We start from the raw sequence: 21,076 nt of genomic DNA on the forward strand, positions 1-21,076 counted from the left end.
GGCCCGACTTGTCGGCCGTGCCGCCGGTAGGTGATACTCCGCTTCCCCCCACGCCTCTTCGTCATGTCCATTTCCCGTGGGGGGAACTCTGCCCGATGGGCGCAACCCTGCGCGCGCTGCGCGCCCTCTTCCTGTTCGCAGGCTTCTACCTGCTCGGCGTACTCCTGCTCGTGGCCCTCGCCGGCCTCGACCACCTGCTGTACCTGTACGCCCCCTCCGGCGTCGCCGCCAAGCTGTACGTCGTCTCGCTGCTGCTGGCCGTCCCCGTCGTGCGCGGCCTGTTCATGCTGCGTACGCCGAAGGACGCCGGCGAACCGGGCCTGACCGTCACCGAGGCCGACGAGCCGGAGCTGTGGCGCACCGTCCGGGAGCTGGCCGCACAGGTCGGCACCCGGGCGCCGTCGCGGATCACGCTCACCGGTGACGTCAACGCCGCCGTCAGCGAGAACGCCCGCCTCCTCGGCCTCCTGCCCGGACCGCGCCGCCTGTACCTGGGCGTGCCGCTGGTGCAGGGCCTGAGCGAGGCCCAGCTGCGCGCCGTGCTGGCCCACGAGCTGGGCCACTACGCGAACCACGACACCCGCCTCGGCGCGCTCACCGGGCGCGGCCGCGCCCAGGTGCTGCGCACCATCCGGCACTTCGAGGAGCGTGCCGCGAAGACCGCCGGCCGCGAGCGGGCCCGCCAGGAGAAGCGGAACACCAGGGCCCAGGCCCGGGGCAGGGCGGCCCGCGAGGTCGACACGGGCGGCGCCGGCATCACGTACCGCACGATGGCCAAGGTCTACACCGCGTACGCCAGGCTGTACTTCCGCGCCACGCTGGCCGGAGCCCGGCAGGAGGAGTACGCCGCCGACGCCGCGGCCGCCCGGATCGCCGGCCGTGACGCGACCGCCTCCGCGCTGCGCGAACTGCCCGCGCTCAGCGCCGCGTTCGGGTTCTACATGAAGTCCTACGCCACGCTGGGCACCGCCGCTCGGCTGCTGCCCCCGCGAGGCGAGGTGTTCGGCGGCTTCGGCCGCATGCTGACCGCCCGCGAACTGGAACTGGTGGGGCTGCGCGCCGAGCTGCCCACCGAGCCGGCCTCCCCGTACGACTCGCACCCGCCCATCGCCGACCGCGTCCGCCGTATCGAGGGCCTCCCGGCCGACGAGCGGGCCGACGAGGGCAAGGGCGCCGCCCTGGACCTCCTGGCCGACCCGCGCCGCACCCTGGCCGCCCTGGAGGACGCCGTCCTCTCCGACGAGGTGCTCGCCTTCCGCCGTACCGGCGACTGGCAGGAGCTGCTCGACGGGGCCATGGGCGCCCGGCTGGGGTCGCTGGACTCGCCGCTGCACCGGGCGCTGGCCATGTACACGCGTGAGCTGCCGACGCTGCCCGCGCTGCTGAAGGTCATCGAGGACGGGCAGCTGTGGAAGCTGGCCCAGCGGCTGCCGCTGTCGGACGAGGCGGCCGCGGCGAACGGCCGCGTCTTCCGCGAGTTCGTCCGTCCCGTGCTGCGCACCTCGCTCAGCCGTATGGCACTGGCGGACCTACAGGCCCGCTCCCTGCTGCGCTGGGAGTTCTCGTGGTCCGAGGCGGCGAGCGTACGCCTGCCGCAGACGGCCGGCGGGACGGAACCGGACCTGGATGCGGCGATCGACGCGGCGCTCGCGGACCTTCCCGACACCACGCCGCTGCGCACCCTTCTCACTCACGGACGGCAGACCACGTGACCACCCTGCTCTGGATCATCCTGACGCCCATCGCGCTCGCCCTGCTGGCGATCGGGCTGTACTTCCTCAAAGCCATCGTGCAAGGCGCCATCGAGGGCCTGCGGAGCTCCGGCGACGAACCGGCCGACTACCGCATTCCCGAGGAGGTCGCCGCCCAGGGGTTCCTGCCGCGCGAACGGCAGGACACGGACGCGGGCGATCCGCTGCCGGCGGAGGCGGCCGCCGCCGAGGCCGCCGCCCTGGCCGGCGACTGGCGGGCCGCCGCCGCGCTGCTGGAGCGGCAGCGGCTGACCGGGGACTGGGACCGGCGCTACCAGTTCGTCAACTCGCTCGCCGGGGAGGCGGTCGAAGAGGATGCCTGGCTGCTGGCCTGGGAGGCCGCGGCTCCGGAGGACCCCGACGCGGCGGTGGTCCGGGCGACCAGCACGATCGGCCTGGCCTGGGCGCTGCGCGGCGGCGCGCTCGCCCAGGACACCACCTCGGAGCAGTTCCGGGGCTTCCACCGGACGATCGCCGTCGCACGCGAGCAGGTGGCGCGCGCGGCGCGGCTCGCGCCGGCCGATCCCTGTCCGTACATCGAGGAGATCTGGGTCGCGCTCGCACTGGGCTATCCGCACTCCGAGATGGACCGCCTGTGGACCGAGATCACGGCGCGTGCCCCGCACCACTACATGGCCCACTACGCGGCGCTCCAGTACTGGTGTGCCAAGTGGCGCGGCTCCGAGGAGCTGGCCACCGAGTTCGCCGAGCGGGCCGCCGCCTCGGCGCCCCCCGGCACGCTGCTGACGGCCCTGCCGCTCTTCGCGCACTTCGAGCACGACAACGGTCCATGGGCGTGTCCGGAGGGCGCCGACACTCCGCGGATGCGTGCGGCGGTGGACGCGGCGCTGGCGGACGCGGCGGCCGCGGACCCCACGCACCCGTACCTCATCGCGGTGCGCAACGTGCTGGCCTACTACCTGGCCCACCAGGAGCGGTACGAGGCGGCGGTGGAGCAGTTCCGGCTGGTGGACGGCCGTATCGGCGTCGTTCCCTGGTCGTACCACGGCGATCCCGCCGAGGTGTACCTCGAACTGCGCGACAAGGCCGTGCTCCAGGCCGCCAGGGCCGCCGGGCGGCGCTGAGCCGGAATTCCGGGCGGCACCGGAGCGTTGTCCCGGTGCCGCCCCGGCGTCCCGCAGAAGGAGACCGAGTCATGCTGTTCGGCCGCACCCCCGTGCTCCCCACCCGCGACCAGGCCCTCCCCGGCCGCCCGGAGCCGGCGTTCACCGTCCCCTCCCGCCACACGGTCCTCGGCAACCCGCTCCTCGGCCCCTACCCGGCCGGTCTGGAGATCGCGGACTTCGGCCTGGGCTGTTTCTGGGGCGCGGAGCGGAAGTTCTGGCAGACGGACGGCGTGTGGACGACCCTCGCCGGCTACCAGGGCGGCTACACGGAGAACCCCACCTACGAAGAGGTCTGCTCCGGCCTGACGGGCCACACGGAGGTGGTCCGCGTGGTCTTCGACCCGAAGGCCGTCTCGTACGCAAAGCTCCTGAAGCTCTTCTGGGAGTCCCACGACCCCACCCAGGGCTTCCGCCAGGGCAATGACGTGGGCACCCAGTACCGCTCGGCGATCTACACCCACTCCCCCGCCCACGCGGAAGCCGCCGAGTCCTCCCGCGACGCCTACCAGCAGGTCCTGACGGGCTCGGGCTACGGCACGATCACCACGGAGATCCTCCCCGCCGCCGACCGCCCCTTCTACCCGGCGGAGCCCTACCACCAGCAGTACCTGGACAAGAACCCCGGCGGCTACTGCGGCATCGGCGGCACGGGAGTCAGTTGCCCGGTGGGTGTGGCCAGGGCGGGTGACGGTGCCTGAGCCCGCACCGGGCCGCCGCACCTGGACGAACCGGCGGCTGAGCGGCGCCTGGGCGCTCACCCTGTCCTTCGACTTCATGGTCAGCTGCCTGGCGGCCCTCGCGCTGTGCGGCATCGCGCTCCTGCTTCCCGGGCTGACCGAGGACTACGACCAACCCACCTGGTCCGCCGGTGCCGTGGCCCTCTTCGGGAGCGCGCTGGTGCTTCTCGGCTCGCTGGCGGTCACGGTTCTGGCCGTCTTCCGGGCCGGGAGGGAACGCGTACGCCGCGCCGGGCTGACCCTGTCGGTCGGCCGGCTGGGGCTGCTGGTCCTCGGCGGGGTTGGCTATGTCGGGTACGGGGTCGTCAGCATCGAGTTCGCCTGATCACTCCGGCGACGTGGCATGGCGCACGGGGTCGATGACCCCGCAGGGCATCGAGGCCGTCAGATCGTCGCGGCGTCGATGACGAAGCGGTAGCGAACGTCGCTCTTCAGGACACGCTCGTACGCCTCGTTGATCTGGTCCGCGCGGATCAGCTCGATGTCCGCGCCCAGGCCGTGCTCGGCGCAGAAGTCCAGCATGTCCTGGGTCTCGGCGATGGAGCCGATCATCGAACCGGCGAGGGTCTTGCGGCCGCCGATGACCGAGAAGAGGTTCAGCGAGACGGGCTCCTCGGGCGCGCCGACGTTCACCATGGCGCCGTCCGTCTTGAGCAGGCTCAGGTAGGCGCCCAGGTCCAGCGGCGCCGAGACCGTGGAGACGATCAGGTCGAAGGTGCCCGCGAGCTTCTCGAAGGTCTCCGGGTCGCTGGTCGCGTGGAAGTGGTCGGCGCCCAGCCGCAGGCCGTCCTCCTGCTTGCGCAGGCTCTGGCTGAGTACGGTGACCTCGGCTCCCAGCGCGTGGGCGATCTTCACGCCCATGTGGCCGAGGCCGCCGAGCCCGACGATCGCCACGTTCTTGCCGGGGCCGGCCTTCCAGTGGACGAGCGGCGAGTAGAGGGTGACGCCGGCGCACAGCAGGGGCGCGGCCACGTCGAGGGCGAGGCCGTCGGGGATGCGGACGGTGTAGTTCTCGTCCACGACGATGTGGGTGGAGTAGCCGCCGTAGGTGGGCTCGCCGTTCCTGTCGAGGGCGTTGTACGTGCCGGTCATGCCCTGCACGCAGTACTGCTCCAGACCCTGGCGGCAGTAGTCGCACGCGCGGCAGGAGTCCACGAAGCAGCCGACGCCGACCCGGTCGCCGACCTTGTGCCGGGTGACGCCGGGGCCGGTCTCGGTGACGACGCCGGCGATCTCGTGGCCGGGCACCATCGGGAAGATGCCCTCGCCCCAGCCGTCGCGCGCCTGGTGGATGTCGGAGTGGCAGATGCCGGCGTACGCGATCTCGATCAGTACGTCGTGTTCCCCGACCGTGCGGCGCGGGATGGTGGTGCGCTCCAGCGGGGCGTGGGCGGCGGGGGCTGCGTAGGCGAAGACGTTGGTGCTCATGGGGACGATCGTGCCGGTGCGGGCGCGGATCACCCAGACACCTGTCGTACCTACGACCGGCGTGCGTACCACTGGCAGGGACAGGAACAGCGGCCTCCCGGTGCGTACGACCAGGAATACTTGCGGTATGGACCAGCGTGCCGAACTCAGCGAATTCCTCCGCTCACGGCGGGCCCGGCTGAAGCCGGAGGACGTCGGGCTGCCCGAGTTCGGCCGGCACCGCCGCGTACCGGGGCTGCGGCGCGAGGAGCTGGCGCAGCTGGCGGGGGTCTCGGTCGCGTACTACACGCGCCTGGAGCAGGGCAACGGCCGTAACGTCTCGGGTGAGGTGCTGGACGCGATCGCCCGCGCGCTGCGGCTGACGGACGCCGAGCGTGACCACCTCACGCACCTGGCGAAGCCGACGTACAAGAAGAAGCGGCGGGCGTCGGTCACGCGCCCCCAGACGGTGCGGCCGGCGCTGCGGCTGCTGCTGGACGCGATGGACGGGGTGCCCGCGTACCTGCTGGGACGGCGGCTGGACATCATCGGCTGGAACCGGATGGCGCGGGCGCTGCTCGGCGACTTCGCGGCGCTGGAGCCGCAGGAGCGGAACATGGCGTGGCAGGTGTTCCTCGCCCCCAACGCACGAGACCTGTACGTCGACTGGGAGGCCAAGGCGACGGAGGTGGTGAGCGTGCTGCGGATGTACGCGGGGTGTTCGGCGGACGATCCGCAGCTGTCGGCCCTGGTGGGGGAACTGTCCGTGAAGAGCCCGGAGTTCCGGGCCCTGTGGGCGGCGCACACGGTCCAGGACAAGGGGCACGGCGTGAAGCGGCTGCGCCATCCGCTGGTGGGTGAGCTGACGCTGGCGTACGAGACGCTGAAGGTGCCGGACGATCACGACCTGCACCTGGTGGCCTACACCGCCGAGCCGGGGTCGCGGTCGGCGGACGCGCTGGGGCTGCTGGCGAACTGGGGCGTGGACGAGGTCGCCGACGCCCGGTGACCGCGCGGCGACCGGCCGGTGACCGCGCGGTGACGGGACGGCGGGCAGGAGAAAGGGCGGCGGCCCTCCCGGAGGAGGACCACCGCCCGCTGTTCAGGGTGTGGCTCAGACGGCCGAGCCGGCCTTCCACTCCGCCCAGCTCATGTTCCAGCCGTTGAGGCCGTTGTCGGGCTGGATGGTCTTGTCCTTGGAGTTCTTGACGATGACCACGTCGCCGACGATCGAGTTGTCGAAGAACCACGCGCCGGGCTGGTTCGGGTCGTCGGCGCCCTTGGCGTCGTTGAGGCCCACGCAGCCGTGGCTGGTGTTGGTCTTGCCGAAGATCGAGTCGGCGCCCCAGTAGTTGCCGTGGATGAAGGTGCCCGACGTGGACAGCCGCATGGCGTGCGGCACGTCCTTGATGTCGTACTCCCCCTTGCCGTCCTTCTTGGTGAAGCCGACGGTCGAGCCGTCCATCCGGGTCTCCTTGAACTTCTCGGAGATCACCATCTGACCGTTGTAGGTCGGGTTCTCCGGGGAGCCGGCGGAGATCGGGATGGTCTTGATCGTCTTGCCGTCCTGGGTGACCGTCATGGTCTTGGTGGCGACGTCGACGGTCGAGACCTGGTTGCGGCCGATGGTGAAGGTCACCGTCTTCTGCTGGACGCCGTAGACGCCGTCCGCGCCCTCGACGCCGTCGAGGTTCAGCTTCATGGTGACGGTGGAGCCCTCGGCCCAGTAGTTCTCGGGGCGGAAGTCGAGGCGCTGGGAGTTGAACCAGTGGCCGACGACCTCCTGGCCGCTGCTGGACTCCACGGTGATGCCGGACTGGACGGCCTTCTTGTCGGTGATCGACTTGTTGAAGTTGATCGAGACGGGCATGCCGACGCCGACCGTGGAGCCGTCCTCGGGGGTGAAGTTCCCGATAAAGCTGTTGTCCTTGGAGACGGTGGTGAAGGAGGAGTTCTCGTGGGCCTCACGGCCCTCGGAGTCCTTGGCGGAGGCGGCGATCTTGTAGGTGGTGGCCCGCTTCAGCTGCTCGGTGGGCCGCCAGCTCTTGCCGTCGGCGGCCAGCTCGCCCTGGACGGCCGTGCCGTCCTGGGCGGTCATCGTCACCTCGGTAAGCGTGCCCTCGCTGACGGTCACCTTGGCGTCGTCGTTGATGCCCGCGTTCTGCGCGCCGTTCTTCGGGGAGATCGTTATTCGGGCCTCCGAGGCGTCCTTCGCGGCCGCCGCGTCGACCTGGGACTGTGACGACGACGTGGAGCTGTTGGCGTCGCCACTGGCGGCGGCCTCGTCGTCACCGCCGCCGCAGGCCGTAAGCACCAGCACGCCGCCGAGCAGTGCGGACGCGGCCGCCAGGCCCTTGCGCCGCTTGCTGTCCGTCATCACACGCTTCTCCATCGTCGCCGATTCCCTGCCAACTCTTCCCACAACACCCATAACAACCCGTCCGGTTCCCCATCCGGCACCGATGTGGGGAACACCACTGATCGACGCGCCCGGCACATGCTTCGGTTCCCGATCTTGCCGAGGTATGCGGACCCGTACGGCACGGGCCCCGGACGCCACCGCAGGGTGGCGGTCCGGAGCCCGGTCCGTGTCACGGATCACACGCTACGGCCGGCCGTCGGTGAGGTAGGCCCCATCATCCTCCTCTTCCTCGTCGTCGAAGTCCCACTCCTGCGCCTCGGGGTCGTAGTCGGCCTGCTCACTGGTCCAGGACGCCTGGAGGAGTTCCACGCCGGGCAGCTCGCCGAGCAGGGCGTCCGGCTCGACGAGGTACGCGAGAGCTTCCGCTTTGTCCTCGCGGACGGCCGCCCGAGCGTGCGCCAGCTCCTCTTCCGGCATGAATTCGTCGGCCTCGATACGGTCCAGGGCTGCGGCGGTGAGTTCGTCGGTGTCCGTGATCTCCAGCACCAGTTCCACCCGAAGCCGCACATAACGTGATGTCTCAGAAGGGCTCATATGACGGAGCGTAAGCTCCCTGCCCCCGCGACTTTCCAGCGACCCGCTGTGTTCATTAGCATCGGCGCAACCACCAATTCTCGGTTCCGCAAGGGGATCTGAATCTGTGTCCGTCGCACGCCGACCGCTGCTGACCGCCACCGCCGCCGGGACTCTGCTCGGTGCTCTGTGGTTCGTCCCTTCGGCCAACGCCACCGTTGAGCAGGCGCCCGCGGAGCAGCACGGGACGAGAACCTCTACGACGGCCAAGGCCCAGCAGCAGCTGGTCCTCGCCGACACGGGCAGTGTGGACACCACCCCGTATGTGATCGGCGGGACAGCCTTCCTCGGGATCGGTACGGGCCTGGTGGCCTTCGCGGTACGGCGCGGGGCGCACACCGCCCTCTGAGCGGGTGCGCCCCTTCCCCGCGCGCCCCAGGCGCGAAGGTCGTCAGGCCAGCGGGCCGGTGACCTTCTCGACGGCCTCGACGAGCTTCCCTTCGCGTACGAAGGTGTCGGCGGCCTCCAGGTCGGGGGCGAGGAAACGATCCGGCCCGGGGCCCTGGACGCCGGCCGCGCGCAGCGCCTCGATGGCGGCGCGGGAGGCGGGGGCGGGGGTCAGGCCGTCGCGCAGCTCGATGGCGCGGGTCGCGGCGTACAGCTCGACGGCGATGATCCGGCCCAGGTTGCCGACCGCGGTGCGCAGCTTGCGGGCGGCCGACCACCCCATGGAGACGTGGTCCTCCTGCATGGCGGAGGACGGGATGGAGTCGGCGGAGGCCGGGACGGCGAGCCGCTTCAGCTCGCTGACCAGGGCGGCCTGCGTGTACTGGGCGATCATCAGGCCGGAGTCCACGCCGGCGTCGTCGGCGAGGAACGGCGGCAGGCCGTGGGAGCGGTTCTTGTCCAGCAGCCGGTCGGTGCGGCGCTCGGCGATCGAGCCCAGGTCGGCGGCGGCGATGGCGAGGAAGTCCAGGACGTACGCGACGGGCGCGCCGTGGAAGTTGCCGTTGGACTCGACCCGGCCGTCCGGCAGGACGACCGGATTGTCGACGGCCGAGGCCAGCTCGCGCTCGGCGACGAGCCGGGCGTGCGCCAGGGTGTCGCGGCCGGCGCCCGCGACCTGCGGGGCGCAGCGCACCGAGTAGGCGTCCTGGACGCGCGGGGCCTCGTCCTGCTGGAAGTGGCCGGTGAGGCCGGAGCCCTTCAGGACGGCGAGCATGTTCGCGGCGGCCGCGCCCTGGCCGGGGTGCGGGCGGATGGCGTGCAGGTCGGGGGCGAGGACCTTCTCGGTGCCGAGGAGGGCTTCGAGACAGAGCGCGGCGGTGATGTCGGCGGACTTGTAGAGCGTGTCGAGGTCGGCGAGGGCCATGATCAACATGCCGAGCATGCCGTCGGTGCCGTTGAGGAGGGCCAGCCCCTCCTTCTCGCGCAGCTCGACGGGCTGGATGCCGTGCGCGGCGAGGAGTTCGCCGGCGGGGCGGACGACGCCGTCGGGGCCCTCGGCGTCGCCTTCGCCCATGAGGGTGAGCGCGCAGTGGCTGAGCGGCGCGAGGTCGCCCGAGCAGCCGAGGGAGCCGTACTCGTGGACGACCGGGGTGATCCCGGCGTTGAGCACGTCCGCCATGGTCCGGGCGACCTGCGGGCGTACGCCGGTGTGGCCGGAGCAGACCGTCTTCAGCCGCAGGAACATCAGGGCCCGGACGACCTCGCGCTCGACGGGCGCGCCCATCCCGGCGGCGTGCGAGCGGACGATGTTGCGCTGGAGCTGGGCGCGCAGCTCGGGGCTGATGTGCCGGGTGGCGAGCGCGCCGAAACCGGTCGACACGCCGTAGACGGGCTCGGGCTTGGCGGCGAGGGCGTCGATGATCTCACGGGCCTTGGCGAGCGCGGCGAGCGCCTCCGGGGAGAGCTCGACACGGGCGTTGCCGCGGGCCACGGCGATGACGTCCTGGGCGGTGGTACCGGACGTCCCCACCACGACTGTGTGCATATCCATATTCAGCAGCGTACGGACTGAATCCCAACGTGTCACTACCCCACCTCACAGGAGCCCCTTACCGGGCCCGGTCGGGACCCCCGCCGACGAGGGTCACGTCTCCTCCGTGGGCGCGTCCCGGAAGGTGCGGCGGTCGCGGGAGCCGGCGGGCGGGGCGTCCGCGAGGCGGATCACCGTCCCGTCCCGTCCCGCCACCACCGGCTTGGCCGAGCGCGCCGCCTTGGCCCGGTACTGCGCCGCGTCCGCCAGCCGGAACAGCCGCCGCGCGGACTGCACGGGCCCGATCGGGTCACCGGTCGACGCCACCCCGCAGGCCACGCCCTCGCCGAGCTCCAGCTCCCCGGCCCGTACGCACAGCTCGTCCGCCGCCGCCACCACCTCGTCCGCCTCCGGCCCCACCGACACCAGGCAGAACTCGTCACCGCCCAGCCGCGCCGCGAGCGCGCCCGGCAGCATCGCGCCGCAGTACGACAGCACCGACCCGAACCGCTCCAGCAGCCGGTCACCGACCGCGTGCCCATGCGTGTCGTTGACCCGTTTGAGGCCGTTGAGGTCGCACACGACGAGGCTGACCACCGTCCCGTCGGCGAGGAACCGCTCGACCGCCTCGTCCAGCCTTATGTCCACCGCCCGCCGGTTGGCGAGCCCGGTCAGCGGATCGGTGAAGGCGAGCTTGCGCACCTCCTCCAGCCGCTCGGTCTGCACGATCCCGGCCGCCACGACGGACGCCAGTACGGTCGCGAAGTCGGCGTCGTCCCGGTCGAAGACCGGCATCCCGACCGGCCGGGCCACATACAGCTCACCCCACGCCCGGCCGTGCAGCACGATCGGGGCGACGACACAGCAGCCCCGGCCCCGCCGCCGCAGCGCCGCGACCCGGCCGCTCAGCGCCGCGCGCGCGAGGGGCAGCCCGGGCCGGCCGTATCCGTGGGCCTCCGCCTCGGTGCCGTCCGCGGTCTCGACCCAGGCGTTCGGCTCGCCGCCGCCGGCCCACTTCTCGTGCAGGAACTCGGTGATCTCCGAGAACTGGTAGACCGGGTAGGTCTCGGAGTCGGGGAACTCCTCCTCACCCGGCGCCCGCTCCCCCGCGTTGACGAGCACCCTGAGCCGGCCGCGGTCCCGCTCCCACATCGAGAGCGCCGCGAACGTCCCGCCCAGCGCCTCGCACGCGCCCAGCGCCGCGGCCCGCCAGGTCTCGCGCGGAGTGTGCGCCGACGCCATGGCCTGCGCCAGCGCCACTACGGCCCGTAGCCGGACATCCTCACCCATTCCTCAAGCTTAGGGAGCATGCCCGACTTGTCACTCCCCCGGTCACTCCCCACCCCCCGCCCACTCCGGTCCCGCCCTCCCCGGGCGCCCCGGGCGCTGCCGTCCCGCCGCCCCCCGCCCACTCCGGTCCCGCGCCCCCCGGGCGCCACGGGCGCCCCCGGCCCCTCAGGTCACCCCCGCTCCCCGGGCGACCCGGCGCTCCCCCGGCCCGCCCCGGCGGCCTCGGCCACTCGCGCCATTCGCCTCACCCACGGGCGCCCGAGCCACCGCACGGGCCACGCGGGCAGCTCAGGGCCGCCGCTCCCGTGAGCCCCCAGCGACATCGGCTCCCTCGGCCAGCCCCGGTCACCCCGCCCCCGGCTGCTCCGGTCTCGCCGTCCCCTGCGGCCCTCGGCCCCTCAGGCCCCCGGGCGACCCGGGCTCCCCCGCCCTGCTCCGGTCACTCGCCCGGCCACTCCGGGCGTCGCTTCTCGTTGAAGGCCGCGACGCCCTCGGCGCGGTCGCCCGAGAAGGCCACCGAGCGCCACGCCGCGTCCTCGACCTCCAGGCCCGCCCGCAGGTCCAGGCCGTGGCCCAGGCGCATGGCCCGCTTGGCGGCGCGCAGGCCCACCGGCGAGTTCGCCGCGATCGCCGCCGCCAGCTGAAGCGCGCCGGTCCGCGCGTCCTCGACCAGCCGGTCGACGAGCCCCAGCGACACCGCCTCCTCCGCCGCCACCCGCCGGGCCGTGAACACCAGCTCCGCCGCCCGTGCCGCCCCCACCCGGCGCGGCAGCAGCTGCGTACCGCCACCCCCCGGGATGACACCGACCGAAACCTCCGGCAGCCCGACCACCGCCGTCGCGTCGGCGACGATCAGGTCGCAGGCGAGCGCCAGCTCGAACCCGCCGCCCAGCGCGAAGCCGTGCACGGCCGCGACCGTCGGCATCGGCAGCTCCAGCACGCCGGTGTACGCGCCGCGCGCGACCGGCCGCTGCCGCACCAGCTCGGCATCGCTGAGGGAGTTGCGCTCCTTGAGGTCGGCGCCCACGCAGAACGCCCGGTCGTGGGAGGAGGTCAGCACGGTCACGCGGACGGAAGAATCGGCGCCCAGCGCGTCGCACGCGGCGCCGATCGAGCGGGCCATCTCCGTGGAGACGGCGTTCATGGCCTTGGGCCGGTCGAGGACCAGCTCGGCGACGTACTCATGACGGCGTACGGCGACGAATTCCCCGAAGCGCTGCTCGGACATACGTGACACACCCTCCCGGTTAACGAGCGTTAGCGAACGCTACCGGGGGATCTTAGGCTCCCGCCGCGTCAGCAGCCAGGGTTCGATGACTCCGAGCCCGCGCACCGGCCGCTGCCACATCGGCTGGAGGGCGAAGCGGTACTTCGACAAGGCGGCCGGCGCCTCGCCGTCCTTCTCCGCGCGCGCCATCTCCTCCGCGACCTGCGCCTCCGAGACCGGTGCCTCGCCCGTGCGCGCCAGCTCCTCCGCGAGCGCCCCGTCGACGAGGACCGCGTCCTTCGGCGCTATCGAGGTGAGCCGGCTCGCCAGGTTCACCGTCGTACCGAAGACGTCACCCATGCGGGTGGTGACCGTGCCGAAGGCGATGCCGACGCGCAGCGCGGGCATCGTCTCGTCGTGCGAGAGCGTCTCGATGAGCCGCAGCGCGATCTCGGCGGCCGTCCCGGCGTCGTCCGCCGCGAACAGCACCTCGTCGCCGAGCGTCTTGATCAGCCGCCCGCCGTGCGCGGCGACCAGGTCGGCCGACGTCGTCTCGAACGCCTCGACCAGTTCGCCCAGCTCCTCTTCCTCCAGGCGCCGGGTCAGCCGGGTGAAGCCGACCAGGTCCGCGAAGCCGACCGCCAGGCGCCGGTCCACCATCTCCTCGTCGTCGGCGGCCTGCACCACCCGCCCGGTCGCGGCCGCCAGCTGGCGCCGCCACACGTACACCAGGAACTCCTGGAGCTCGGGAAGGAGCAGCTCCACCAGCGGGTAGGTGACTTCGGTACGCGTCATCCCCGGCTCGGGCGGCTCCGTCAGCCCCTCCAGGAACGAGTCGATCTGCCACTCCGCCAGCCGGGCGGTGGTCTGGCCCGTCGAACGCGCCACCTGCACCGCCATCGGCTCGCTCAGCAGCCCCGCCTCGACCAGACCGGCCAGCCGCCGCAGCGCCAGCACGTCCGCCTCCGTCAGCGCCTTGGCCTGCCCGATGTCGGCGAAGCCCATGGCACGCCAGAACCGGGAGGCCAGGTCCATGGAGACACCGGCGGTGCGGGCCGCCTGGAAGGGGGTGTAGCGGCGCTCGGCGCCGAGGATCAGCTGCTCCAGACGGATGGCCAGGGGGTCGTCGGTCGGCTCGGCCGTGTGGTCGACGACATGGTGGGGGGTGGGGTACTCGGCGCCCCCACCGGACCCGCCCGAATTCGCGTCGTCGACGGTCACCGGCCGCCTCCTGCCCGTTCCCTGCGCACTGTCCTGCCGATCTGTAGCTGGATCGCCGTCAACGATACGGCAGGTGTGCCCTGGCTCACGTCCCGGAAGCCACCCCCTCAGTCGAGGCGGCGCAGATGGACGATGTCGCCCGCCCCCACGGCCTCCCGCTCACCACCCGGCGCCGCCACCACCAGGTGTCCATGGCCGTCGATCGCCACCGCCTCGCCGGTGAGCGTGCGGTCGCCAGGGAGCTCGCAGCGCACCTGGCGCCCCAGGGTCGCGCACCCCGCCACGTACGCCTCCTGGACCCCGCACGCGGCCGGGTCGCCCTCTGCCGCCGTCCAGCGGCCGTACCAGTGCTCCAGCGAGCGCAGGACGGCGCGCAGCAGGGTGTCGCGGTCGGTGGAGATCGCGTTCGCGAGGGCGAGGGAGCCGGCCGTGGGGACGGGCAGCTCCTCCTTGCGGAGCGTGACGTTGATGCCGAGCCCGACGACGATGCCGTCGTCGCCGGCCCGCTCGGCGAGGATGCCGCCGGTCTTGCGCTCCTCGCCCTCCACGGTCACCAGCAGGTCGTTCGGCCACTTCAGCGCCGTGTCGACGCCGCCCGCGCGGGCCAGTGCCGCGGCGGCGGCCACGCCGGTGAGCAGCGGCAGCCAGGGCAGGCGCGTGACGGGCACGTCCGGCTTGAGCAGTACGGAGAAGAACAGGCCGGAGCGGGCGGGCGCGGACCAGGTGCGGTCGAGGCGCCCGCGCCCGGCGGTCTGCTCCTCGGCGATCAGCACCGCGCCCTCGGGCAGGGTGGCGGCCCGGGCGGCCAGGTCGGAGTTGGTGGAGCCGGTCTCCCCGACGATGTCGAGCGAGGTCCACAGGGCTCCGGGCCGCAGCAGCCCGCGACGCAGCGCGGCGGCGTTCAGCGGCGGCCGGTCGAGATCCGACCAGGGGGTCCCGGAACCGTGCGATGGACCAAGTGAGGGCGTCATGCAAGCCAGCGTAGGTGTGGTAAACACCGCACTGCCGAACCGTATCGCCGCCGATACGCTACGGGTCAGTAGCCAACGAACCCGTGACCAGGCAGGGAGCCGCATCCCGATGTCCGAGCCGGCAGAGCCCCGAGAGCCCCAAGAGCCCCAGAAGATCGACATCCATACGACCGCGGGCAAGCTCGCGGATCTGCAGCGCCGTATCGACGAGGCGACGCACGCGGGCTCCGAGCGCGCCGTCGAGAAGCAGCACGCGAAGGGCAAGTTGACGGCCCGCGAGCGCGTCGCCCTGCTGCTGGACGAGGGTTCCTTCGTCGAGCTGGACGAGTTCGCCCGGCACCGCTCGACCCACTTCGGCCTGGAGAAGAACCGTCCGTACGGAGACGGTGTCGTCACCGGGTACGGAACGGTCGACGGCCGCCCGGTCGCGGTGTTCTCACAGGACTTCACCGTGTTCGGCGGGGCCCTCGGTGAGGTCTTCGGACAGAAGATCATCAAGGTGATGGACTTCGCCCTGAAGACCGGCTGCCCGGTGATCGGCATCAACGACTCCGGCGGCGCCCGTATCCAGGAAGGCGTCATGGCCCTGGGCATGTACGGCGAGATCTTCCGCCGCAACACCCATGCCTCGGGCGTGATTCCGCAGATCAGCCTGGTGGTCGGGCCGTGCGCCGGCGGCGCCGTCTACTCGCCGGCGATCACCGACTTCACGGTGATGGTCGACCAGACCTCCCACATGTTCATCACGGGCCCCGACGTCATCAAGACGGTGACGGGCGAGGACGTCGGCTTCGAGGAGCTGGGCGGCGCCCGGACGCACAACACCACCTCGGGCGTCGCGCACCACATGGCGGGGGACGAGAAGGACGCCATCGAGTACGTCAAGTCCCTGCTGTCGTACCTGCCTTCGAACAACCTCTCGGAGCCGCCCGCCTTCCCGGAGGAAGCCGACCTCGAGGTGACGGAGGAGGACCGCGAGCTGGACGTCCTCATCCCGGACAGCGCCAACCAGCCGTACGACATGCACACCGTCATCGAGCACGTGCTGGACGACGGCGAGTTCCTGGAGACCCAGTCGCTGTTCGCGCCGAACATCATCACCGGCTTCGGCCGGGTCGAGGGCTTCCCGGTCGGCGTCGTCGCCAACCAGCCGATGCAGTTCGCGGGCTGCCTGGACATCAACGCGTCCGAGAAGGCGGCCCGGTTCGTCCGCACGTGCGACGCGTTCAACGTCCCGGTGCTGACCTTCGTCGACGTGCCGGGCTTCCTGCCGGGCGTGGACCAGGAGTACGGCGGGATCATCCGGCGCGGCGCCAAGCTGATCTACGCCTACGCCGAGGCGACCGTCCCGCTGATCACGGTGATCACGCGCAAGGCGTTCGGCGGCGCGTACGACGTGATGGGCTCCAAGCACCTGGGCGCCGACCTCAACCTGGCGTGGCCGACCTCCCAGATCGCGGTGATGGGCGCGCAGGGCGCGGTCAATATCCTGCACCGGCGCACCATCGCCGAGGCGGACGACCAGGAAGCCACGCGGGCGCGGCTGATCCAGGAGTACGAGGACACCCTGCTCAACCCGTACACGGCGGCCGAGCGCGGTTACATCGACGCGGTGGTCATGCCGTCCGAGACCCGGACGCAGATCGTCAAGGGCCTGCGTCAGCTGCGCACGAAGCGGGAAAACCTGCCTCCGAAGAAGCACGGCAACATCCCCCTCTAAGGAGTCCTGGTGATCAAGGTCGTACGGGGCAACCCGACGCCGGAGGAGTTGGCCGCCGCACTGGCGGTGGTCCGGGCGCGCGCCGCGGCGACGGCGTCGCAAGCCGCCGGCGGCGGCGCGCCACGGATACCGGAGGGCTGGTCGGACCCGGCCAGGATCGCCCACACCCGGCGCCCCCAGCCGGGACCGCGGTCCTGGGCACGCTCCTACTGGCCGGTCTAGGCCACCTGGAGGACCCTCACGACGGCCTCCGCCTCTGACGCCGTTTCCCGCGTCGTCGGGCGGAGGCCGTCGCCGTCCGCGCACACGGGGCGAAGCCTCTGCGGGCGCCCTGGTGCGGGGCCGTCATCGCGGCGGCCGCCCGCCACGCGCGTCACCGGGGGCCGACGCCGAGCGGGCGGTGGCGGCGGCGCTCGCCGCGACGCGCGCGGCGCGTGCACCACCCGGTAATAGTCCGTAAGCACTGCGGCGCCTGAGTACGCGTACTCAGGCGCCCCGCCGCACTCGACAGCACGATCGGAGGCATGCTCTGGTCCGATCCCGAGAACGAACCCCCCGAAGAGATGCGCGACATGCAGGCGATGCTGCGCCGGGCGGGGATCCTGCTGGCACTGGCCATGGTGCTGGCCATGTTCGTGGTGGGCCTGCACTGACTCTTCCGTACGATGACGCCATGACTGCTCAGCGCCGCCGCCTCGTCCTCGCGTCCGCGTCCCCCGCCCGCCTCGGCCTGCTGCGCCAGGCCGGGCTCACCCCCGAGGTGATCGTCAGCGGTGTGGACGAGGACAAGGTCACCGCCCCGACCCCCGCCGAGCTGGCCCTCGCCCTCGCCGAGGCGAAGGCGGCCCACGTCGCCGCCCGTCCCGAGGTGTTCGGCGCGCTGGTGATCGGCTGCGACTCGGTCCTGGAGCTGGACAAGCAGGCGCTCGGCAAGCCGGCCGACGCCGAGGAGGCCACCGCCCGCTGGAAGGCCATGCGCGGCCGCGCGGGCATCCTCCAGACCGGCCACTGCGTCTATGACACGGCCGCCAAGCGGTACGCCTCCGCGACCGCCTCCACCCTGGTCCGCTTCGGCGACCCCACGGACGAGGAGATCGCGGCGTACGTCGCGAGCGGCGAACCCCTGCACGTCGCGGGCGCGTTCACGCTGGACGGCCGCTCGGCGCCGTTCATCGACGGCATCGACGGCGACCCGGGCAACGTCATCGGCCTGTCCCTGCCGCTGCTGCGCCGTCTGCTGCGCGAACTGGGAATCGAGATCACGGACCTGTGGAACTGACCGCCGCGCCCCCCACCGCACCCGGTGCCACGCCCCCCGGCGCGTACAGCGTCAGCGATGCCACGACCAGGCCCAGCACGGCCATCATGAACGCGAACGCACCCCACCCGACAAGACCGACCGTCACCGCGCCGAGCACGCCGTGGGTGATCGCACAGGCGATGAGGACCATCCGCGCCCCACGCCCGGGCGAGCGGTCCCGTGCCGCGATACGCACCAGCAGCAAGCCGCAGAGCACGAGATAGGCACCGAGGACACCGCCCATGACCCGGACGCCGGTGACCATGAGCTCCGGGTCGAGGCCGTCCAGGGACATCCGCTGGCCTGCGAGGATCGTCGCCAGCGCCAGGTGGAGCAGCACGAGCCCCACCGCCTCCAGGACCAGCACGATCCCGGCCGCCAGGGCTATCGGTCTGCGGGCCACCATGGGAGCTCCCCTGCCAGTTACCTCCGGTACGGACGACAGCGCGCAGGCTACTAACGGGTAAACCTTGGGACAAGGGTTCTGACGGCGCCGCAAAGAATGATTCGCCCATTCGTAGGGACTCCACAAAGAAACGGGATCCCGCGCTGGCCGGGATGACAGAGACCTTGACCACACCCCGGGGTTACTGTTCCGTCAAGAAGCCCTGCGTAACGTGGTGCGACAAGGGATTTCACGACTCCACTACGCCTCGAATCACGCTCCGTGTGGGCAAGCTCACCATTGGGGACGGGTCGAAAGGCCGTGTCGGCAGTCCCTAAACTCAGCTTGTTTCAAGGAGGGAGCCATCGTGCGCAAGGTGCTCATCGCCAACCGTGGCGAAATCGCTGTCCGTGTCGCTCGTGCCTGCCGGGACGCCGGGATCGCAAGCGTAGCCGTCTACGCCGATCCCGACCGGGACGCCCTGCACGTCCGTGCGGCCGACGAGGCGTTCGCCCTGGGCGGTGACACCCCGGCCGCCAGCTATCTGGACATCGCCAAGGTGCTCCAGGCCGCGGCCGACTCCGGTGCGGACGCCATTCATCCCGGGTACGGGTTCCTGTCCGAGAACGCCGAGTTCGCGCAGGCCGTGATCGACGCCGGGCTGACCTGGATCGGCCCGCCGCCGCAGGCCATCCGGGACCTCGGCGACAAGGTCGCCGCCCGGCACATCGCCCAGCGCGCCGGCGCGCCCCTGGTCGCCGGCACGCCCGACCCGGTGTCGGGTGCCGACGAGGTCGTGGCGTTCGCCCGGGAACACGGCCTGCCGATCGCGATCAAGGCCGCGTTCGGTGGCGGCGGGCGTGGCCTGAAGGTCGCCCGCACGCTGGAGGAAGTGCCCGAGCTCTACGACTCGGCCGTGCGGGAGGCCGTCGCCGCGTTCGGGCGGGGTGAGTGCTTCGTCGAGCGCTACCTCGACAAGCCCCGGCACGTGGAGACCCAGTGCCTGGCCGACAAGCACGGCAACGTCGTGGTCGTCTCCACCCGTGACTGCTCGCTCCAGCGCCGCCACCAGAAGCTGGTGGAGGAGGCGCCCGCGCCGTTCCTGAGCGCCGAGCAGAACGCCCAGCTGTACCGGGCGTCGAAGGCCATCCTGAAGGAGGCCGGTTACGTCGGCGCCGGGACCGTGGAGTTCCTCGTCGGGGTGGACGGCACGATCTCCTTCCTGGAGGTCAACACCCGCCTCCAGGTCGAGCACCCGGTCACCGAGGAGGTCACCGGCATCGACCTCGTACGCGAGATGTTCCGCATCGCCGACGGTGAGGAGCTCGGCTACGACGACCCGGCGGTACGGGGTCACTCGTTCGAGTTCCGGATCAACGGCGAGGACCCGGGCCGCAACTTCCTCCCGGCCCCGGGCACGGTGACGGTGTTCAACCCGCCGTCCGGCCCCGGCGTCCGCCTGGACGCGGGCGTGGAGTCCGGCTCGGTGATCGGCCCGGCGTGGGACTCGCTGCTGGCCAAGCTGATCGTGTCCGGTGCGACGCGTCAGCAGGCGTTGCAGCGGGCCGCGCGGGCGCTGGCGGAGTTCCAGGTCGAGGGCATGGCCACCGCCATCCCCTTCCACCGCAAGGTCGTCAGCGACCCGGCGTTCACCTCCGACCCGTTCCGCGTCCACACCCGCTGGATCGAGACCGAGTTCGTCAACGACATCCCCGCCTTCGCCGCCCCCGCCGCCACGGAGGCGGAGGAGGAGCCCGGCCGTGAGACGGTCGTCGTCGAGGTCGGCGGCAAGCGCCTGGAGGTCTCGCTGCCGTCCTCGCTGGGCATGAGCCTGGCGCGTACCGGTCTGGCCGCGGGCGCCAAGCCCAAGCGCCGTGCCGCCAAGAAGTCCGGCTCGGCCGCCTCCGGCGACACCCTGGCCTCCCCGATGCAGGGCACGATCGTCAAGGTCGCGGTGGAGGAGGGCCAGGAGGTCAAGGAGGGCGACCTCATCGTCGTGCTGGAGGCGATGAAGATGGAGCAGCCCATCAACGCCCACCGCGCCGGCACGATCAAGGGCCTGGCCGCGGAGGTCGGCGCCTCCGTCACGTCCGGTGCGGCGATCTGCGAGATCAAGGACTGACCCGCCCGCAGCGCGGTGAAGGGCCCGTCGGCATGGTGACCGGCGGGCCCTTCGGCATGTACGCGATGGCATCCTGGAGGCACAGGCAGGCGCTACGAGGAAGGGCGGCGCGATGGCGACCAGTACGGCGGCGGACAGGGCACCGGGCGCGCCGCGGCCCATGCGCGCCGACGCCCGCCGCAACTACGAGCGGCTGCTTGGCGAAGCGCGCGCGGCCTTCGCGGAGCACGGCACCGACGCGTCGCTGGAGGACATCGCGCGCCGGGCGGGGGTCGGCATCGGCACGCTCTACCGGCACTTCCCGAACCGCCACGCGCTGATGAACGCCGTGTTCCAGGAGGCGCTGCACGCCCTGCTGGAGCGCTCGCGCGACCTGGCGGGCGCGGAGCAGCCGTGCACGGCGCTCGTGGAGTGGCTGCGCGCCATCGTCACCCATGCGGGCGAATACCGTGGACTGGCCCGCGCGCTCATGTCGGCGTCGCACGACACGAGTTCGGCACTGTCGCAGTGCAGCACACCGCTGCGCACGGCGGGCGAACGGCTGCTGGTACGCGCCCAGGAGGCGGGCACGGTACGGGCGGACGTCTCGATCGGCGACCTGATGCAGCTCACCAACGCCATCGCCCTGGCCGCCGAACAGTCCCCGTACGACCCCGAGTTGCCCGACCGCCTCCTGACGCTGACGCTACGGGGCCTGAAGGCCTGACCACCGCGCGATGCCCGACGCCCGTGCGCGGGGGTCCGGCCCGGGGCGCGGTGCCCGCCTGCGCGTGGCCGCACGGACGTCCCCCGGCGGCTGACGGCCGTCGCGTTCGCGCGCCGCATGGACACCGGCCAGGTCGACATCAACGGCGGCCGGTTCAATCCGCTCGCACCCTTCGGCGGCTACAAGCAGTCGGGCGTCGGGCGCGAGCTCGGCACGCAC

General features: G+C 72.1%; 21 protein-coding genes and 1 pseudogene. 13 read left to right on the top strand and 9 right to left on the bottom strand.

Annotation, left to right across the window (positions count from 1 at the left end; translation table 11 throughout):
* Positions 1-95 precede the first annotated feature (95 nt).
* The 4 genes from QWM81_RS27200 to QWM81_RS27215 all read left to right on the top strand — a co-directional run bounded on the left by QWM81_RS27200 (position 96) and on the right by QWM81_RS27215 (position 3,940).
* Entirely contained in the window at positions 96-1,712 is a 1,617-nt protein-coding gene (locus QWM81_RS27200; protein ID WP_290115045.1) for a M48 family metallopeptidase, read from the top strand.
* Positions 1,709-2,836 carry a hypothetical protein gene (locus QWM81_RS27205; RefSeq protein WP_290115046.1) on the top strand — a complete coding sequence of 376 codons (1,128 nt, stop codon included), beginning with the start codon at positions 1,709-1,711 and terminating at the stop codon, positions 2,834-2,836. The genes QWM81_RS27200 and QWM81_RS27205 overlap by 4 nt, the downstream gene beginning before the upstream one ends.
* A gap of 71 nt (positions 2,837-2,907) precedes the next feature.
* Positions 2,908-3,576, top strand: coding sequence for a peptide-methionine (S)-S-oxide reductase MsrA (gene msrA / locus QWM81_RS27210; protein ID WP_290115047.1), 669 nt, complete (start codon positions 2,908-2,910; stop codon positions 3,574-3,576).
* A complete protein-coding gene (locus QWM81_RS27215; protein WP_290115048.1) occupies positions 3,569-3,940 on the top strand; it encodes a hypothetical protein in 372 nt (123 codons plus the stop codon). Before msrA ends, QWM81_RS27215 begins: the two co-directional genes overlap by 8 nt.
* A 59-nt stretch (positions 3,941-3,999) precedes the next feature.
* Here QWM81_RS27215 and QWM81_RS27220 read toward each other — a convergent pair whose 3' ends face one another.
* Complete coding sequence (locus tag QWM81_RS27220) at positions 4,000-5,043, bottom strand: NAD(P)-dependent alcohol dehydrogenase (RefSeq protein ID WP_290115049.1); 1,044 nt, start codon at positions 5,041-5,043, stop codon at positions 4,000-4,002.
* 127 nt (positions 5,044-5,170) lie between these two features.
* Between QWM81_RS27220 and QWM81_RS27225 the strand changes: the two genes are divergently transcribed.
* Positions 5,171-6,031, top strand: coding sequence for a helix-turn-helix domain-containing protein (locus QWM81_RS27225; protein WP_290115050.1), 861 nt, complete (start codon positions 5,171-5,173; stop codon positions 6,029-6,031).
* Positions 6,032-6,136: 105 nt separating this feature from the next.
* Here QWM81_RS27225 and QWM81_RS27230 read toward each other — a convergent pair whose 3' ends face one another.
* Together QWM81_RS27230 and QWM81_RS27235 are read right to left on the bottom strand one after the other, a co-directional pair.
* Positions 6,137-7,414 (bottom strand): L,D-transpeptidase, encoded by a 1,278-nt coding sequence (locus tag QWM81_RS27230; RefSeq protein WP_290115051.1) that lies wholly within the window; start codon positions 7,412-7,414, stop codon positions 6,137-6,139.
* 213 nt (positions 7,415-7,627) lie between these two features.
* Positions 7,628-7,978, bottom strand: coding sequence for a hypothetical protein (locus tag QWM81_RS27235; protein WP_290115052.1), 351 nt, complete (start codon positions 7,976-7,978; stop codon positions 7,628-7,630).
* A 106-nt stretch (positions 7,979-8,084) separates the two neighbouring features.
* On the opposite strand from QWM81_RS27235, the gene QWM81_RS27240 reads away from it, so the two are divergent.
* Positions 8,085-8,366: a hypothetical protein gene (locus tag QWM81_RS27240; protein ID WP_290115053.1), complete on the top strand. Its 282-nt coding sequence runs from the start codon at positions 8,085-8,087 to the stop codon at positions 8,364-8,366.
* A 42-nt stretch (positions 8,367-8,408) separates the two neighbouring features.
* Here QWM81_RS27240 and hutH read toward each other — a convergent pair whose 3' ends face one another.
* From hutH to QWM81_RS27265, 5 genes are all read right to left on the bottom strand, one after another.
* Complete coding sequence (gene hutH, locus QWM81_RS27245) at positions 8,409-9,950, bottom strand: histidine ammonia-lyase (protein WP_290115066.1); 1,542 nt, start codon at positions 9,948-9,950, stop codon at positions 8,409-8,411.
* Positions 9,951-10,049: 99 nt separating this feature from the next.
* Positions 10,050-11,225: a GGDEF domain-containing protein gene (locus QWM81_RS27250; RefSeq protein ID WP_290115054.1), complete on the bottom strand. Its 1,176-nt coding sequence runs from the start codon at positions 11,223-11,225 to the stop codon at positions 10,050-10,052.
* 439 nt (positions 11,226-11,664) lie between these two features.
* Positions 11,665-12,453 carry an enoyl-CoA hydratase/isomerase family protein gene (locus tag QWM81_RS27255; RefSeq protein WP_290115055.1) on the bottom strand — a complete coding sequence of 263 codons (789 nt, stop codon included), beginning with the start codon at positions 12,451-12,453 and terminating at the stop codon, positions 11,665-11,667.
* Between the two features lie 39 nt (positions 12,454-12,492).
* Entirely contained in the window at positions 12,493-13,653 is a 1,161-nt protein-coding gene (locus QWM81_RS27260) for an adenylate/guanylate cyclase domain-containing protein (RefSeq protein WP_290115056.1), read from the bottom strand.
* A 107-nt stretch (positions 13,654-13,760) separates the two neighbouring features.
* Complete coding sequence (locus QWM81_RS27265) at positions 13,761-14,624, bottom strand: biotin--[acetyl-CoA-carboxylase] ligase (RefSeq protein WP_290115057.1); 864 nt, start codon at positions 14,622-14,624, stop codon at positions 13,761-13,763.
* 109 nt (positions 14,625-14,733) lie between these two features.
* On the opposite strand from QWM81_RS27265, the gene QWM81_RS27270 reads away from it, so the two are divergent.
* The 4 genes from QWM81_RS27270 (at position 14,734) to QWM81_RS27285 (ending at position 17,623) form a co-directional block, all read left to right on the top strand.
* A complete protein-coding gene (locus tag QWM81_RS27270; RefSeq protein WP_290115058.1) occupies positions 14,734-16,344 on the top strand; it encodes an acyl-CoA carboxylase subunit beta in 1,611 nt (536 codons plus the stop codon).
* A 9-nt stretch (positions 16,345-16,353) separates the two neighbouring features.
* Positions 16,354-16,566: an acyl-CoA carboxylase epsilon subunit gene (locus QWM81_RS27275; protein ID WP_290115059.1), complete on the top strand. Its 213-nt coding sequence runs from the start codon at positions 16,354-16,356 to the stop codon at positions 16,564-16,566.
* A 302-nt stretch (positions 16,567-16,868) separates the two neighbouring features.
* A complete protein-coding gene (gene mmpB / locus QWM81_RS27280) occupies positions 16,869-16,997 on the top strand; it encodes a morphogenic membrane protein MmpB (RefSeq protein ID WP_280117737.1) in 129 nt (42 codons plus the stop codon).
* A gap of 20 nt (positions 16,998-17,017) precedes the next feature.
* Entirely contained in the window at positions 17,018-17,623 is a 606-nt protein-coding gene (locus tag QWM81_RS27285) for a Maf family protein (RefSeq protein ID WP_290115061.1), read from the top strand.
* On the opposite strand, the gene QWM81_RS27290 is transcribed toward QWM81_RS27285, so the two are convergent.
* Positions 17,604-18,050: a hypothetical protein gene (locus QWM81_RS27290; protein WP_290115062.1), complete on the bottom strand. Its 447-nt coding sequence runs from the start codon at positions 18,048-18,050 to the stop codon at positions 17,604-17,606. The genes QWM81_RS27285 and QWM81_RS27290 overlap by 20 nt on opposite strands.
* Positions 18,051-18,396: 346 nt before the next feature.
* Between QWM81_RS27290 and QWM81_RS27295 the strand changes: the two genes are divergently transcribed.
* From QWM81_RS27295 to QWM81_RS27305, 3 genes and pseudogenes are all read left to right on the top strand, one after another.
* Positions 18,397-20,151, top strand: coding sequence for an acetyl/propionyl/methylcrotonyl-CoA carboxylase subunit alpha (locus QWM81_RS27295; RefSeq protein ID WP_290115063.1), 1,755 nt, complete (start codon positions 18,397-18,399; stop codon positions 20,149-20,151).
* A 112-nt stretch (positions 20,152-20,263) separates the two neighbouring features.
* Entirely contained in the window at positions 20,264-20,857 is a 594-nt protein-coding gene (locus QWM81_RS27300) for a TetR/AcrR family transcriptional regulator (RefSeq protein ID WP_290115064.1), read from the top strand.
* Between the two features lie 96 nt (positions 20,858-20,953).
* Positions 20,954-21,076, top strand: a pseudogene (locus QWM81_RS27305) (aldehyde dehydrogenase family protein); the annotation flags it as partial.

The organism is Streptomyces ficellus, assembly GCF_030406405.1.
Lineage (GTDB): Bacteria > Actinomycetota > Actinomycetes > Streptomycetales > Streptomycetaceae > Streptomyces > Streptomyces ficellus_B.

Bases quoted from the DNA above. Each gene is read 5' to 3' on its own strand.
- mmpB (WP_280117737.1), top strand. From the start codon at position 16,869: ATGCTCTGGTCCGATCCCGAGAACGAACCCCCCGAAGAGATGCGCGAC.
- QWM81_RS27230 (WP_290115051.1), bottom strand. From the start codon at position 7,414: ATGGAGAAGCGTGTGATGACGGACAGCAAGCGGCGCAAGGGCCTGGCG.
- QWM81_RS27225 (WP_290115050.1), top strand. From the start codon at position 5,171: ATGGACCAGCGTGCCGAACTCAGCGAATTCCTCCGCTCACGGCGGGCC.
- QWM81_RS27290 (WP_290115062.1), bottom strand. From the start codon at position 18,050: ATGGTGGCCCGCAGACCGATAGCCCTGGCGGCCGGGATCGTGCTGGTC.
- QWM81_RS27255 (WP_290115055.1), bottom strand. From the start codon at position 12,453: ATGTCCGAGCAGCGCTTCGGGGAATTCGTCGCCGTACGCCGTCATGAG.
- QWM81_RS27250 (WP_290115054.1), bottom strand. From the start codon at position 11,225: ATGGGTGAGGATGTCCGGCTACGGGCCGTAGTGGCGCTGGCGCAGGCC.
- QWM81_RS27200 (WP_290115045.1), top strand. From the start codon at position 96: ATGGGCGCAACCCTGCGCGCGCTGCGCGCCCTCTTCCTGTTCGCAGGC.
- QWM81_RS27265 (WP_290115057.1), bottom strand. From the start codon at position 14,624: ATGACGCCCTCACTTGGTCCATCGCACGGTTCCGGGACCCCCTGGTCG.
- QWM81_RS27270 (WP_290115058.1), top strand. From the start codon at position 14,734: ATGTCCGAGCCGGCAGAGCCCCGAGAGCCCCAAGAGCCCCAGAAGATC.
- QWM81_RS27235 (WP_290115052.1), bottom strand. From the start codon at position 7,978: ATGAGCCCTTCTGAGACATCACGTTATGTGCGGCTTCGGGTGGAACTG.
- QWM81_RS27285 (WP_290115061.1), top strand. From the start codon at position 17,018: ATGACTGCTCAGCGCCGCCGCCTCGTCCTCGCGTCCGCGTCCCCCGCC.
- msrA (WP_290115047.1), top strand. From the start codon at position 2,908: ATGCTGTTCGGCCGCACCCCCGTGCTCCCCACCCGCGACCAGGCCCTC.
- QWM81_RS27220 (WP_290115049.1), bottom strand. From the start codon at position 5,043: ATGAGCACCAACGTCTTCGCCTACGCAGCCCCCGCCGCCCACGCCCCG.
- hutH (WP_290115066.1), bottom strand. From the start codon at position 9,950: ATGCACACAGTCGTGGTGGGGACGTCCGGTACCACCGCCCAGGACGTC.
- QWM81_RS27300 (WP_290115064.1), top strand. From the start codon at position 20,264: ATGGCGACCAGTACGGCGGCGGACAGGGCACCGGGCGCGCCGCGGCCC.